Consider the following 13754-nt stretch of genomic DNA (forward strand, 5'->3'; position numbering starts at 1 on the left):
GATCACAAGGCTGTTTCAGCTTCACTTCTGCGCTTTGCTTCAGCGCATGCCCAGAAAGGCCTTGGTAAGTCGGTCCGGGTTTGGGTCGAACGCGTAATGATACCTTATAATTTTGCTGTATTTGAAGGAAACGAGTGGCACTTTTTGCTGCCGCGCGGCCCTTTTTCGAGGGGCCACTCCATGATTTAACCCGCTGTTGCAACATCGTTTTTCCTCGTTGCGGCAGTCCGCGTTCAATTCCGGTGAAACGTATGGCTTTGACCCTGACCGATGTGAAACGCATCGCACATCTCGCACGGCTCGAATTACCCGATGCCGATGCCGAACATACGCTTGTGCAACTCAATGAATTCTTCGGTCTCGTCGAGCAGATGCAGGCGGTGGACACCACCGGCGTTGCGCCGCTCGCGCACCCGATCGAGCAGATCGAGGATGTCGCGTTGCGATTGCGCGCAGATGCGGTGACGGAAACGGTGTGCCGCGAAGACTTCCAGCGCCCGGCGCCCGCGGTGCAGGACGGCCTGTATCTGGTGCCGAAGGTTATCGAGTAATTGTCCGTACAGGAACACCGCAATGCATGAGAAAAGCCTGACTGAACTGCGTGCCGCACTCGACGCGAAGCAATGCTCCGCGGTCGAACTCGCGGACCTGTACCTGAAGCGTATCGCGGCAAGCAAAAGCCTGAACGCGTTCGTGCATGTCGACGAAGCGCGCACGCTCGAAGAAGCGAAGGCCGCCGATGCGCGCCTCGCGAGCGGCGACGCCGGCCCGCTGACGGGCCTGCCGATTGCGCACAAGGACGTGTTTGTCACGCGCGGCTGGCGCGCGACCGCCGGCTCGAAGATGCTCGAAAACTACACGAGCCCGTTCGATGCGACCGTCGTCGACCGTCTGGCGCGCGCGGGCATGGTGTGTGTCGGCAAGACGAACATGGACGAATTCGCGATGGGTTCGTCCAATGAGAACTCCCATTTCGGTCCCGTGCACAACCCGTGGGATACGGCGGCGGTGCCCGGCGGTTCGTCGGGCGGCTCGGCCGCGGCAGTGGCCGCGCGCCTTGCGCCCGCCGCAACCGGCACCGACACGGGCGGCTCGATCCGTCAGCCCGCGTCGTTTTCCGGCATCACCGGTATCAAGCCGACGTACGGCCGCGTGTCGCGTTACGGGATGATTGCGTTCGCTTCCTCGCTGGACCAGGGCGGTCCGTTTGCGCAAAGCGCGGCCGATTGCGCGCTGCTGCTCAACGCAATGGCCGGTTTCGACGAACGCGATTCGACGAGCCTCACGCGCGACGACGAAGACTTCACGCGTTATGTTGGACAGACGTGGCAAGGCGGCGCGAGCGGTGCGAGCGGTGCCGATAAGCCGCTCGCCGGACTGCGCATCGGCTTGCCGAAGGAATACTTCGGCGACGGTCTCGCCGACGATGTGCGCGCCTCGATCGATGCCGCGCTCAAAACCTGCGAGTCGCTCGGCGCGACACTGGTCAGCGTGTCGCTGCCGAAAACCGAGCTGTCGATTCCGGTCTATTACGTGATCGCACCGGCCGAAGCCTCGTCGAATCTGTCGCGTTTCGATGGCGTGCGCTACGGTCATCGCGCGGCGCAATACGGCGATCTGCTCGACATGTACAAGAAATCGCGCGCTGAAGGCTTCGGGCCCGAAGTGAAGCGCCGCATTCTGGTGGGCACGTACGTGCTGTCGCACGGCTATTACGACGCGTACTACCTGCAGGCGCAGAAAATCCGCCGCATCATCGCGCAAGACTTCCAGCAGGCGTTCAAGCAGTGCGACGTGATCATGGGGCCGGTTTCGCCGACGGTCGCGTGGGATATCGGCGCGAAGGGCGACGATCCGGTGCAGATGTATCTCGCGGATATTTACACGCTGTCGGTGAGCCTCGCGGGTCTGCCCGGCATGAGCGTGCCGTGCGGCTTTGGCGCGGGCGCGAATGCAAAGCGGCCGGTCGGCTTGCAAATCGTCGGCAACTATTTCAACGAAGCACGCATGCTGCAAGTTGCGGACGCGTTCCAGCGCGTCACCGACTGGCATCGCAGGTCGCCAGTGGAGAACGGTGAGCCCCCACGCTCACTTCGTTCGCCGCCCCCCGGGGGGGCGCATGCCTCCCTTGAGGCGGCTCGGCGGGAGGCATGATGGAAATGCGCAAAGAATGGGAAGTGGTTATCGGTCTCGAGACGCACGCGCAACTGTCGACGGTCTCGAAGATCTTCTCCGGCGCCGCGACGCAGTTCGGCGCCGAACCGAACACACAAGCCTGCCCGGTCGACCTCGCCTTGCCCGGCGTGCTGCCGGTTGCGAACCGCGGTGCTGTCGAGCGCGCGATCCGCTTCGGTCTTGCGATCGGCGCGACGATTGCGCCGCGCAGCATCTTCGCCCGCAAGAACTACTTCTATCCGGACCTGCCGAAGGGCTACCAGATCAGCCAGTACGAGATTCCGGTCGTGCAGGGCGGCAAGGTCACGATCCAGGTGCCCGCCAATGAGAAGGCCGGCAAGGACGCGTACGAAAAGACCATCAACCTGACGCGCGCACACCTCGAAGAAGACGCAGGCAAGTCGCTGCACGAAGACTTTGCGGGCATGACCGGCATCGATCTGAATCGCGCGGGCACGCCGCTGCTCGAAATCGTCACCGAGCCGGAAATGCGCAGCGCCGCGGAAGCGGTCGCGTATGCGAAGGCGCTGCATGGCCTCGTCGTCTGGCTCGGCATATGCGATGGCAATATGCAGGAAGGCTCGTTCCGCTGCGATGCGAACGTGTCGGTGCGGCCGGTCGGGCAGAAGGAATTCGGTACACGCGCCGAGATCAAGAACCTGAACTCGTTCCGCTTCCTTGAAGAAGCGATCCAGTACGAAGTGCGTCGCCAGATCGAGTTGATCGAAGACGGCGGCACCGTGGTTCAGGAAACGCGTCTGTACGATCCGGACAAGCGCGAAACGCGCTCGATGCGCTCGAAGGAAGACGCGCACGATTACCGCTATTTCCCCGATCCGGACCTGATGCCGCTCGTGATCGAACCGGCGTGGATCGAGCGTGTGAAGGGCGAGATGCCCGAACTGCCGGAAGCGATGCAGCAGCGCTTTGTCGATCAGTACGGGCTCACGCGCTATGACGCGGGTGCGTTGACTTCTAGCAAGGCTATGGCCGCCTATTTCGAGACTGTGGTCTCGAAAATGAGCGATGTTCGCGATGCCGGCGCTATGCAAGCGAAGGGCGTTGCGAACTGGATCATGGGCGAGGTTTCCGCCCAACTGAACCGCGAAGACCTTGCCATCGAGGCAAGCCCGGTCAGCGCCGCACAGCTTGCGCTAGTCCTGCAGCGCATTGCCGACGGCACGATCTCGAACAAGATCGCGAAGGAAATCTTCATCGCGATCTGGGAAGAGAAAGCCACCGACGAAGCCGCCGCCGATCGCATCATCGAAGCGAAGGGCCTGAAGCAGATCTCGGACACCGGTGCGCTCGAAGCGATCATCGACGAAGTGCTCGCGGCAAACCAGAAGTCGGTCGACGAATATCGCGCCGGCAAGGAGAAGGCATTCAACGCGCTGATCGGTCAGGCGATGAAGGCGACGAAGGGCAAGGCCAATCCGCAGCAGGTCAACGAACTGCTGAAGAAGAAGCTGTCCTGAGAACGCGCGAAGCGGCGGAACATCGCGAAGCTCGATGTTTCGCATGCGCTGCACAAACGGCGCGCTTCGGTCATGATGGGCTGTTGCCGGATCGAAAGGACTGGGCAACAGCCCTTTTTCATTGGTGCGGGAATCGGGTCAATTCTTAACGAGGAGACGGGCTGATGGCCAAGAAGCCGGAACTTGACGATTTTCGCGTGCCCTTTTTTGAAGAAGGCAAGAAGAGCACGTTCAAGCTGTCCGACTTCGATGCGGGCGCGAAACCGTTCTCGAGCGGCTCGAAAGAATCCGATCGCGAGCTGCTGCTCGAGTTCGGCACGAAACTCGATGCGCAGCAGGAGCGTCTGCACGCGCAGCGCCGGCAACGCGTGTTGGTGGTTCTGCAAGGCATGGACACGAGCGGCAAGGACGGCACGATTCGCGCGGTGTTTCACGAAGTCGATCCGCTCGGGCTGCGCATCGTGCCGTTCAAGGCGCCGACGCCGAGCGAAACGGCGCACGACTTTCTCTGGCGAGTGCATGCGCAGGCGCCGATGGCGGGCGAACTGACGATCTTCAACCGTAGCCACTACGAAGATGTGCTCGTGCCGACGGTGCTCGGTCAACTGAACAAAACGCAGCGCGAACGCCGTTACCGTCACATCCGCGATTTCGAAGCGATGCTCGCCGACTCGGGCACGACGATCGTCAAATGCATGCTGCACATTTCGAAGGACGAGCAGCGCGAGCGGTTACAGGCGCGTATCGACGATCCGAGCAAGCACTGGAAGTTCGACGTGTCCGACCTCGACGCACGCAAACTCTGGGACAAGTATCAGGACGCGTATAGCGATGCGCTCGCCGCGACGTCGACCGACTACGCGCCGTGGTACGTGATTCCCGCGGATTCGAAGTCGCATCGGAATGTGATGGTGGCTTCGTTGCTGGCGCGCACGATGGAGTCGCTGAAGCTCGAATTTCCGCCGCCGAAGGATTCGCTGAAGGGCGTAATAATCGAATAAGCGTGCGCTTCCACGGCATAAAAACACACACCGAATCGACAAAAAAGGAATGACATGTTGCGCGTGATCACCGCCAATCTGAACGGCATCCGCTCTGCGTCGAGCAAAGGCTTTTTCAACTGGTTCGGCGAGCAGAATGCCGACGTGCTGTGCGTACAGGAAATCAAATGCTCGCAGGACGATATGACGCCCGAGTTCCTCGCGCCGCACGATTTCACCGGCTATTTCCAGCATGCGGTGAAGAAAGGCTACAGCGGCGCGGGCGTCTATACGCGGCATGAACCCGATGAAGTCGTGATCGGCTTCGGCAGCGAGGAGTTCGACGCGGAAGGGCGTTACGTCGAACTGCGGTTCGGGAAATTATCGGTGGTGTCGGTCTATGTGCCCTCGGGGTCGAGCGGCGAAGACCGGCAGCAGGCGAAGTACCGTTTCATGGAGCTCTTTATGCCGCACCTCGACGCGCTGCGCAAAAAGCGCGAAGTGATTTTGTGCGGCGATGTGAACATCGTGCACAAAGAGATCGACATCAAGAACTGGAAGAGCAACCAGAAGAACTCGGGCTGCCTGCCCGAGGAGCGCGCGTGGCTCACGAAGCTCTTCGACGAAGTCGGCTACGTCGACGTGTTTCGCACGCTCGACCAGCGGCCCGAGCAGTACACATGGTGGAGCAATCGCGGCCAAGCGTATGCGAAGAACGTCGGGTGGCGCATCGATTATCAGATTGCGACGCCGGATATTGCGTCGAAGGCGAAGCGCGTCGATATCTTCCGCGACATCAAGTTCAGCGATCACGCGCCGCTGACGATCGATTACGATCACACGCTCGCGAGCTGATGGCGGGCGCGCGCGTGGGCCTGAAGTATGGCGCGCCGCGCGTCGGCTATTCGCGCGCCGCCGTCCGGCGCGAACGCCCGGCTCCCTGATAGTCGGGCAACGTATCGACGGTCTTGCCGATCGCCTTGGCGTAGAGCGGCAGCATGTCGGACAGCCGCTTGATGATGTCCTGGCGGCGCGCGGTCGTGTACGGGTGCACATAGATAAAGCCCTGGTCGCGGTTATTGCGCGTCGCGACCGCCAGCTTGTCCCATAGCGTGACGGCGGCGCGCGGATCGTATCCGCCGCGCGAGGCGATTTCGCTGCCGATCACGTCCGCTTCGGTTTCGTCGGCGCGTTCGTACTTCATCTCGAGCAGCTGCGAGCCGATACCAAGCGGCGATGCGCCGAGATCCGCGAGTCCGAACAGTTGCGGGATCGGGCCCGAGCCCAGTTGCGCGGCCTGTTGTTCGCCAAGACGTTCGCGCGCATGCTCGCGCAGCGCGTGCGCGATTTCATGGCCAATCAGCATGCCAAGCTCGTTATCGTTGAGTTTGACGCGATCGAGCATGCCGCTATACACGATGAGTTTCCCGCCCGGCAAACAGTACATCCGGATATCGGGTGAGCGGAGCACCGCGACATCCCACTTCCAGTGTTTCGTTCGGTCGCTCCATTTGAGCGAGTACGGGATGAGTTTGTCGGTGATCGTACGCACGCGTATCACGCGCGGATCGGTCGGCGGATACAGACGGTGCGCGTGGTCGGCGCCGCGCACGATCTGATCGAATTCCTCGGCGGCCTGGCCTTCGAGCATCGACGATGGAATCAGATTGCGAAATACCGCGGCGTTGCCGTAGCGCAGTTGCTGGTTCGGCTGGATAGGCGTCGACAGGGGGGCCGCGCCGGAAGCGGCAGGCGTCGCAGCGGCGCTTGCGGGCGCGGATGCGCTTGAGGTCGCTGCAGCGGCTTCCGACCTCGGTGTCGCCGGCGCGTTGGCGCTGCTTGCCGCGCTGCCGGGCGCGTTCGCGGGCGGGGTGTTTGGAGTGCCGCCTGTCGCGCTGCCGGCGGCGCTTGAGGTGGCGCTTAAGGCAGGATAATTCGGCGCATTCGGCGGCTTCGCGGTAGTCGAACCCGAAGACGCATTCGGCGTCGATCCCGCTGCCGCGCTTGGCGTTGTACCAGGTGCAGCCGCATTCGGAGCGGCGTTAGCAGGCGCCGCGCCCGCACCTGGACTCGCTGCCGCGCTTGCGGCGGGCCCGGCGCCGCCCGCTTCGGTCGCACACGCGTGGGTGGAGACTGCACACGCCCCGCTCACGCTCGCCAGCGCGAGCATCAATCGCACCAGATGCATCAGACGAAAACGGCTTCGGCGCGCGTCACTCCAGGGCTTCACACGTTCACGCAGCCCATCGGGCCGATGCAGCCGGCCCTTCACGCATCGCCGAACCTTGTCCGTCACGACGGTCTCCTCCACGGCGCAATCCGGAACAAAAGTAGCATACCGGGCACGGCGAGGAGGGTGCATGCAATGAAGTAATGGAACCAGCCGAACTGCGCGACGACATAGCCGCTCGCCGCCGACGCGAGCGTGCGCGGCACCGAAGCGAGGCTCGTGAAGAGCGCGAACTGCGTGGCCGTATAACGCGGATCCGTCGTGCTCGCGATATACGCCGTGAATGCCGCGAGCGTCAGCCCGGTCGCAAAGGTCTCGAACCCGTAGACGATTGCCAGCGCAAAGAGCTTCGGATCGAGCTGCACGCTCCCGTTAGTGCCGAGCGACGACATCAGTTGCGTCACGGTCTGGCTGATCGATGCTACGACGTGATACATCGGTGCATCAGGCGCGCCGTGCCCGAATTGCGCGAGCCACGCGAAGCCGAGTGTCGACACCATCTGCAGGAATCCGAAGATCCACAGCCCGCGGCCGATGCCGATCTTCATGAGCCAGATGCCGCCGATAATGCCGCCCGCGAGGCTCGCGCCGAATGCGGTCGTTTTCGCGATCACGCCGATTTCGGTGCGCGAGAAACCGATGTCGAGGAAGAACGACGTGGACAGCGTGGTCGCCATCACATCGCCGAGCTTGTAGAGAAAGATAAAGCCGAGCACGAACAGCGCGCCGAGCCAGCCGTCGCGCAGAATGAATTCGCGGAACGGCTCGACCACGGCTTCGCGCAGATTCTTCGGCGGCGCGCCGTGCACTTCGGGCTCGCGCACGACGAGCGTCATGATCATGCCCGGCAGCATGAAGGCCGCGGTGAAAGCAAAAACGGTGGCCCACGGCAGATGGTCCGACAGAATCAGCGCCAGCGAACCGGGCACGAGCGCCGCGATCTTGTACGCGTTCACATGGACCGCGTTGCCGAGTCCTTGCTCCGTGTCGTGCAGCAGTTCGCGCCGGTACGCGTCGATCACGATGTCCTGGCTCGCGCCGAAAAACGCAACGAGCGCGGTGAGCGCGGCGACGCTCCAGATCGAATCGCGCGGCGACACGATGCCAAGCGATGCAATTGCGCCGGCCACGAGAATTTGCGTGACGAGCATCCAGCCGCGCCGCCGTCCCGGCCGCCAGCCGGGCAGCCGCGGGACGAAGCGGTCCATCAGCGGCGCCCAGACGAATTTCCACGTATAGGGAAATTGAATCAGCGCGAAGAGGCCGATTTCCTTCAGATTGACGCCTTCGGAGCGCAGCCACGCCTGCACCAGGTAGACGAGCGTGAATAGCGGCAGACCCGACGTAAAGCCGAGAAAGACGCAGATCAGCATGCGCGTGTTCAGGAACGCGCGCCAGCCGGTATGTTCTTCGTGAGCGTTAAGTGCGGGCGCCTCGTGTGGCGGGTTCGACATGTGCGGTGGCGTTAGATTTTCTTGACGCGATAGACAGCAAGACTACCACGCCAGTTCACGCCCCAACGTACGGTCTGGCCGCCGTGCAGCACGACGCGATCGAGGATTTCGATGCCCACTTCGGGGGCGAGCGCTTCGAAATCCTTGATGGTCAGCACACGCACGTTCGGCGTGTTGTGCCATTGATAAGGCAGCGACTTCGACACCGGCATCCGACCCTGTACGACGGCCAGCCGATGCGGCCAGTAGCCGAAGTTCGGGAACGACACGATGCACTCCTTGCCGACGCGCACCGTCTCGCGCAGGATCGCCGCGGTCTGATGAATGGTCTGCAGGGTCTGCGAGAGGATCGCGAAATCGAAGCTGCCGTCTTCGAAGAGACGCAGCCCGTCTTCGAGATTCTGCTGGATCACGTTGACGCCGTTTTTCGCGGAGGCCAGCACGCCCGCGTCGTTGATCTCGATGCCGTAGCCCTGCACTTCGAGTTCTTCGGCCAGCAGCGACAGCAGCGAGCCGTCGCCGCAGCCGAGGTCGAGCACCGTCGCGCGCGGCTCGACCCAGCGTGCGATCGCGCGGAAGTCCGCGCGCGTCGAGAGGAGATCGAAGGCTTGCTGGTTCATGCGTTCACCTCGAGCGCGATGCGTTCGTAGTACGCGCGCATCAGGTTGTGATAACGCGCGTCGTCGAGCAGAAATGCGTCGTGACCATGCGGCGCGTCGATTTCGCCATACGTCACCTGGCGCTTGTGATCGAGCAGCGCCTTGACGAGCTCGCGCGAGCGCGCCGGCGCGAAGCGCCAGTCGGTCGTGAAGCTCGCGATCAGGTATTTCGCTTTCGTGTGGGCGAGCGCGGCGGTGAGGTCGCCGTCGAATGCCTTGGCCGGATCGAAGTAGTCGAGCGCGCGCGTGATCAGCAGATACGTGTTGGCGTCGAAATAGTCGGCGAACTTGTCGCCCTGGTAGCGCAGATAGGACTCCACTTCGAATTCGACGTCGAAACTGAAGTTGTATACGTCGAGCGCGCCCTCGGCGCGGCGCAATGCGCGGCCGAATTTCGCGGCCATATCGTCGTCCGACAGATAGGTGATGTGGCCGATCATCCGCGCCACGCGCAAGCCGCGCTTCGGCTTTACGCCATGCGCGTAGTAGTCGCCGCCGTGGAAGTCCGGGTCCGACAGGATCGCCGACCGTGCGACTTCGTTGAACGCGATGTTCTGCGCGGACAGCTTCGGCGTGGATGCCACCACGATGCAGTGTGCGACGCGGTCCGGGTACATCGTGCTCCATGCGAGCGCCTGCATGCCGCCGAGGCTGCCGCCCATCACCGCGGCAAAGCGCTCGATGCCGAACACGTCCGCCACGCGCGCCTGCGCGTTCACCCAGTCTTCGACGGTCACGACCGGAAAGCTCGCGCCGTAAGGACGCCCTGTCGACGGATCGATGCTCATCGGTCCGGTCGAGCCGAAGCACGAGCCGAGGTTGTTCACGCCGATCACGAAGAAGCGGTTCGTATCGAGCGGCTTGCCGGGGCCGACCATGTTGTCCCACCAGCCGACGTCCTTCGGATTGTCGGCGTAGACGCCCGCCACATGATGCGACGCGTTAAGCGCATGGCAGACGAGCACCGCGTTGCTGCGTGCGCTGTTGAGCGTGCCGTAGGTTTCGACCATCAGGTCGTAGTCGGCGAGCGAACTGCCGCTTTGCAGTGGCAACGGCTCGGAGAAATGCATTTTTTGTGGAGCGACGATCCCGATCGATTCCATTTATGTCCGCCTGTGACGATTGCTGGGCGGCTAAACGGTGTCGGCGACGCGCAAGAGAGGCGATTTCGCGCTGACGACCTCTTTAGCCGCATTTATGTGAACCGTGGACCATGAGTCCGGCAGGTTCGCGCGCCCGCAATCGAGTCAGCAAATCGGCGCGCTACAACGTGTTTTCAGGGTAATGCAGGGGGGATTCGTTGCAACGTCGATGCGTCGGCCGCTGCAACAATCAGGCGAAGAGTATAGCGGAAAATCCGTAGCGGCAGCGCCGGCGGGGCGGCTACGCCCGTCGCCCGGTCGCTGCACGCTGTTCCTTGCACGCGGCTTATTGCAGGATCAGCAGCAGTTGCGCGTCCGCGTGCTCGCCGGGCGCGCGCGCGAAGCCGCTTCGCACATAGCGGTGCCAGCGGCCGATGATGTAGCTGAGCAGCAGATTGGCGCGCACGGCCGGATCGTAGCCGGCGGGCAGCGGGACGGTGATGTCAGGCACGGCCGTCGCGGTATCCACCGAAGCGGCCGGTTGCCCGGAGGGTGCGGCGCGCTCGCCGTCCATACCATCGACACCTTCTTGTTCGATCGCGCTCACCGCGCTTGCCTCCGTCAAGCCCACGCGCAGGCATTGCTTCAGCGACGTCTCGATCCGTTCCAGGATCTGGTTCACGCGCTCGGTGAGCCGTTCGTGCTCGCCGACGAGCGCCTCGCAGGTCAGCACGCGCGTCATGCCGGGATTCTTCGCGGAGAAGTTGAGCAGCGTGAGCGCGATCGCGCGCGCCTGCAGCACACCGTTCGGCTCCTTCGCGACGATCTGGTTGATCAGGCCGAAGAGCGTTTGCTCGATAAATTCGATCAGCCCCTCGAACATTTGCGCCTTGCTGGCGAAGTGCCGATACAGCGCGGCTTCGGAGACGCCTAGCCGCGCGGCCAGCGCGGCGGTGGTGATTTTTTCGTTTTTCGGCGCTTCGAGCATCGCCGCGAGCGTCTGCAGAATGTGCACGCGGCGCTCGCCGGGCTTCAGGCGCGCGGCGCGGCCGCCGTTGCCGTTGCCATTGGCGTCGGCGGCGATGCTGTGCGTTCCAGGTTGGTCCGGCTGTCCTTCGGTTACGGCCTCGTCATGCTTGCGGATCGGCTGCATGTCTGTCGTCCCTTCAGTCGCGCCGAGCGGTTGCCCAGTCGTAGCGATTTTAACGAACGAATGCGGCGGTCGACATAATGCGGGCGCCCCGTGCCCGGCAAGCGCGCGGGAACGCCGTCCGCGCCCGGGCGGCGCGGCAGGTGCCCGACAATCCAGACGGTGCGCAGGCCAAGCCGCTTATAGCTTTTCAGGTGGCCGCGCGTGTCTTCGACGAGGATCGCGTCGGCGGCGCGCACATGCGCATCGCGCATCGCCTTGCGCAGCATCGCCGGGTCGGGCTTCGCGCGCCAGCCGCGCCGGTCGCGCATATGCTCGACGGCGATCACGCGCTCGAACAGACGCTCGATGTGCAACTCGGCGAGCACCGCGCGCGCGTAGGCCTGCGGGCCGTTCGTCAGCACGATCTTGCGGCCCGGCAGCGCGGCGATCAGGCGCGCAAGGCCGCGTTCGCTGCGCAGCATCGAGCGCAGATCGCCGGGGAACGTGTGGACGACTTTCAGAAAGTCGTGAGGATCGATCGGATGATGGCGCGCGAGGCCGAGCAACGTTGCGCCATAGCGTTGCGTGTAGCCGACGCGCAGGCGGTCGGCTTCTTCGTGTTCGACTTGCAGCGCATCGATGATGTACTGCGTCATCGCGGTATTGATGGCGGGGAAAATGGCGTGCGACGCGCGGTGCAAGGTGTTGTCGAGGTCGAAGAGCCAGACCGGGTTGCCGGCTTCGATCTTCGGGCGGCGTCTCTTTTGAGCGTGGCGCATTGTTGGAATAGAGGGGAACGGGCGGTCGGCGCCGGCCGGACGCGTGGGACGCGGCCAGCGTGCACCGCGGGTTTGCGGGTTCATGGCCCGGCGGCGAACCCTCGAACGGTGCGCCGTTTAAACGAGGTCAGACGACCGAAGTTATCAGTATGCCCCTTATTGTCCGCGTTGCGGCACGGGGGATGTCCAGATTTGCGTGTTCTCCCGATGATGCTGCCCGGGCGAGGGCCGCCCGGGTTTGCTGTCGGGTTCGGTAAGCGGCTTTTGCAGCGAGGCCAGGCTGTCGCGAGATTCGCAGCCGTCGCTCAATGCGAGCGGATCATCGTGCCGAACGGTTGCTCGGTCAGGATTTCGAGCAGCACCGAGTGCTCGATGCGCCCGTCGATGATGTGCACCGAGCGCACGCCGCTTTTCGCCGCGTCTAGCGCCGACGAGATTTTCGGCAGCATGCCGCCCGAAATCGTGCCGTCCGCGAACAGCGCGTCGATCTCGCGCGCGGAAAGATCGGTGAGCAGCGTGCCTTCCTTGTCCATCACGCCGGGGATATTCGTCATCATGACGAGCTTCTCGGCGTTCAGCACGACCGCCAGCTTGCCCGCGACGAGATCGGCATTGATGTTGTACGAGAGGCCGTCTTCACCGAAACCGATCGGCGAAATGACCGGGATGAACGCGTCGTCCTGCAATGCCTTGACGACCGCCGGATTGATCGCTTCCACCTCGCCGACCTGGCCGATGTCGATGTACTGCCCCGGATTGTCCCGATCCGGCATCATCAGCTTGCGCGCGTGGATGAGGCCGCCGTCCTTGCCGGTCAGGCCCACCGCGTGGCCGCCGAAGTGATTGATCAGCGTGACGATATCCTGCTGCACTTCGCCGCCGAGCACCCATTCGACGACTTCCATGGTTTCCTCGTCGGTGACGCGCATGCCCTGGATGAAAGTGCCCTGCTTGCCGATTTTCTTCAGCGCCTGGTCGATCTGCGGGCCGCCGCCGTGCACGATCACCGGGTTGATGCCGACCAGCTTCAGCAGAATCACGTCGCGGGCGAAGCCCTGCTTCAGACGTTCTTCGGTCATCGCGTTGCCGCCGTATTTGATGACCACGGTCTTGCCGTGGTACTGACGGATGTACGGCAACGCTTCGGCCAGAATTTCGGCCTTCAGCGTGGGCGCGATCTGGGAGAGGTCGGAAAGCTCGGACATGGCGGCGGCTCAACGGGGACAAGTGAAAACAAGGGCGAATTGTACAGGAGTGGCGCGTTGCAACAGCGTTTTTGGCAAGCACCTTCGCGGTGCTCGCAGCATGCCGGCGACACGTGTTTTCGAGGTGCGCGATGCGCTTTGCGGCGGTCGTTTTGCCGTGCCGGCGCGCGCTCTGGTTGCAGCGCAAAAACGCGCATATTGCGCGCTGTCGCATGCTCCATACGAAATCGACGCCACGTCTTCGCCGCCGGTTCTGCTGACCGGCCAGACGTGGCATTATTTCCGCGTCCCCCAACGGTTTCCTCACGCCGTTTATGAATCCGCCCGTTTCCCGACCGTCCGCCTCGTCCCGCGGGATCGGATCGCGCGACCCGAAAAGCGGGCGTTGCCCGCGCTGCGGCCGCGCATTCGACTGCGGACAGGAAGCGCGAACCGCCGACTGCTGGTGCCGCGCCATGCCGCCGTTGCCCGCCGACAGGCTCAAGGCGGGCAGTCGCTGTCTGTGCCCCGAGTGCCTCGCGGAGGAAATCGCGCGCGCGCAAAACGATCCGGCGGCCGCCGCGGCCGCGGACGATTAACG

The 13754-nt window shown here is 63.4% G+C and carries 13 protein-coding genes; 6 read left to right on the forward strand and 7 right to left on the reverse strand.

Features of this window, described 5'->3' with window-relative positions:
* The first annotated feature begins 251 nt into the window (after positions 1–251).
* From gatC to ACYPXD_RS30295, 5 genes are all read left to right on the forward strand, one after another.
* A complete protein-coding gene (gene gatC / locus ACYPXD_RS30275) occupies positions 252–551 on the forward strand; it encodes an Asp-tRNA(Asn)/Glu-tRNA(Gln) amidotransferase subunit GatC (RefSeq protein WP_459720943.1) in 300 nt (99 codons plus the stop codon).
* Positions 552–573: 22 nt separating this feature from the next.
* On the forward strand, positions 574–2154 hold the full coding sequence (gene gatA / locus ACYPXD_RS30280) for an Asp-tRNA(Asn)/Glu-tRNA(Gln) amidotransferase subunit GatA (protein ID WP_459720541.1): 1581 nt from the start codon (positions 574–576) through the stop codon (positions 2152–2154).
* A 5-nt stretch (positions 2155–2159) separates the two neighbouring features.
* Entirely contained in the window at positions 2160–3653 is a 1494-nt protein-coding gene (gatB, locus tag ACYPXD_RS30285) for an Asp-tRNA(Asn)/Glu-tRNA(Gln) amidotransferase subunit GatB (protein WP_459720946.1), read from the forward strand.
* A gap of 164 nt (positions 3654–3817) precedes the next feature.
* Positions 3818–4654, forward strand: coding sequence for a PPK2 family polyphosphate kinase (locus ACYPXD_RS30290; RefSeq protein ID WP_459720544.1), 837 nt, complete (start codon positions 3818–3820; stop codon positions 4652–4654).
* Positions 4655–4708: 54 nt separating this feature from the next.
* Positions 4709–5488 carry an exodeoxyribonuclease III gene (locus tag ACYPXD_RS30295; RefSeq protein ID WP_459720546.1) on the forward strand — a complete coding sequence of 260 codons (780 nt, stop codon included), beginning with the start codon at positions 4709–4711 and terminating at the stop codon, positions 5486–5488.
* Positions 5489–5534: 46 nt separating this feature from the next.
* On the opposite strand, the gene ACYPXD_RS30300 is transcribed toward ACYPXD_RS30295, so the two are convergent.
* From ACYPXD_RS30300 to argB, 7 genes are all read right to left on the reverse strand, one after another.
* Positions 5535–6929 (reverse strand): M48 family metallopeptidase, encoded by a 1395-nt coding sequence (locus tag ACYPXD_RS30300; protein WP_459720549.1) that lies wholly within the window; start codon positions 6927–6929, stop codon positions 5535–5537.
* Positions 6926–8317 (reverse strand): AmpG family muropeptide MFS transporter, encoded by a 1392-nt coding sequence (locus ACYPXD_RS30305; RefSeq protein WP_459720552.1) that lies wholly within the window; start codon positions 8315–8317, stop codon positions 6926–6928. The genes ACYPXD_RS30300 and ACYPXD_RS30305 overlap by 4 nt, the downstream gene beginning before the upstream one ends.
* A gap of 11 nt (positions 8318–8328) precedes the next feature.
* On the reverse strand, positions 8329–8937 hold the full coding sequence (gene metW, locus ACYPXD_RS30310; protein WP_459720555.1) for a methionine biosynthesis protein MetW: 609 nt from the start codon (positions 8935–8937) through the stop codon (positions 8329–8331).
* Positions 8934–10079 carry a homoserine O-succinyltransferase MetX gene (metX, locus tag ACYPXD_RS30315; RefSeq protein ID WP_459720557.1) on the reverse strand — a complete coding sequence of 382 codons (1146 nt, stop codon included), beginning with the start codon at positions 10077–10079 and terminating at the stop codon, positions 8934–8936. Before metX ends, metW begins: the two co-directional genes overlap by 4 nt.
* Before the next feature lie 325 nt (positions 10080–10404).
* A complete protein-coding gene (gene slmA / locus ACYPXD_RS30320; protein WP_459720559.1) occupies positions 10405–11211 on the reverse strand; it encodes a nucleoid occlusion factor SlmA in 807 nt (268 codons plus the stop codon).
* Positions 11178–11969 (reverse strand): pyrimidine 5'-nucleotidase, encoded by a 792-nt coding sequence (locus ACYPXD_RS30325; RefSeq protein ID WP_459720562.1) that lies wholly within the window; start codon positions 11967–11969, stop codon positions 11178–11180. The genes slmA and ACYPXD_RS30325 overlap by 34 nt, the downstream gene beginning before the upstream one ends.
* A 305-nt stretch (positions 11970–12274) precedes the next feature.
* Positions 12275–13174, reverse strand: coding sequence for an acetylglutamate kinase (gene argB / locus ACYPXD_RS30330; RefSeq protein ID WP_075155482.1), 900 nt, complete (start codon positions 13172–13174; stop codon positions 12275–12277).
* Positions 13175–13488: 314 nt separating this feature from the next.
* On the opposite strand from argB, the gene ACYPXD_RS30335 reads away from it, so the two are divergent.
* The gene (locus ACYPXD_RS30335; protein WP_459720566.1) at positions 13489–13752 is read left to right on the forward strand and encodes a cysteine-rich CWC family protein; all 264 of its coding nucleotides are present in this window, start codon (positions 13489–13491) and stop codon (positions 13750–13752) included.
* Positions 13753–13754: the final 2 nt, after the last annotated feature.

Source organism: Paraburkholderia sp. 2C, from assembly GCF_054589215.1.

Excerpts from the sequence above, each read along its gene's own strand:
- gatB (WP_459720946.1), top strand. The coding sequence starts at position 2,160 with ATGCGCAAAGAATGGGAAGTGGTTATCGGTCTCGAGACGCACGCGCAA.
- metX (WP_459720557.1), bottom strand. The coding sequence starts at position 10,079 with ATGGAATCGATCGGGATCGTCGCTCCACAAAAAATGCATTTCTCCGAG.
- gatA (WP_459720541.1), top strand. The coding sequence starts at position 574 with ATGCATGAGAAAAGCCTGACTGAACTGCGTGCCGCACTCGACGCGAAG.
- ACYPXD_RS30325 (WP_459720562.1), bottom strand. The coding sequence starts at position 11,969 with ATGCGCCACGCTCAAAAGAGACGCCGCCCGAAGATCGAAGCCGGCAAC.
- ACYPXD_RS30335 (WP_459720566.1), top strand. The coding sequence starts at position 13,489 with ATGAATCCGCCCGTTTCCCGACCGTCCGCCTCGTCCCGCGGGATCGGA.
- ACYPXD_RS30305 (WP_459720552.1), bottom strand. The coding sequence starts at position 8,317 with ATGTCGAACCCGCCACACGAGGCGCCCGCACTTAACGCTCACGAAGAA.
- ACYPXD_RS30290 (WP_459720544.1), top strand. The coding sequence starts at position 3,818 with ATGGCCAAGAAGCCGGAACTTGACGATTTTCGCGTGCCCTTTTTTGAA.
- gatC (WP_459720943.1), top strand. The coding sequence starts at position 252 with ATGGCTTTGACCCTGACCGATGTGAAACGCATCGCACATCTCGCACGG.
- metW (WP_459720555.1), bottom strand. The coding sequence starts at position 8,937 with ATGAACCAGCAAGCCTTCGATCTCCTCTCGACGCGCGCGGACTTCCGC.
- ACYPXD_RS30295 (WP_459720546.1), top strand. The coding sequence starts at position 4,709 with ATGTTGCGCGTGATCACCGCCAATCTGAACGGCATCCGCTCTGCGTCG.
- argB (WP_075155482.1), bottom strand. The coding sequence starts at position 13,174 with ATGTCCGAGCTTTCCGACCTCTCCCAGATCGCGCCCACGCTGAAGGCC.
- slmA (WP_459720559.1), bottom strand. The coding sequence starts at position 11,211 with ATGCAGCCGATCCGCAAGCATGACGAGGCCGTAACCGAAGGACAGCCG.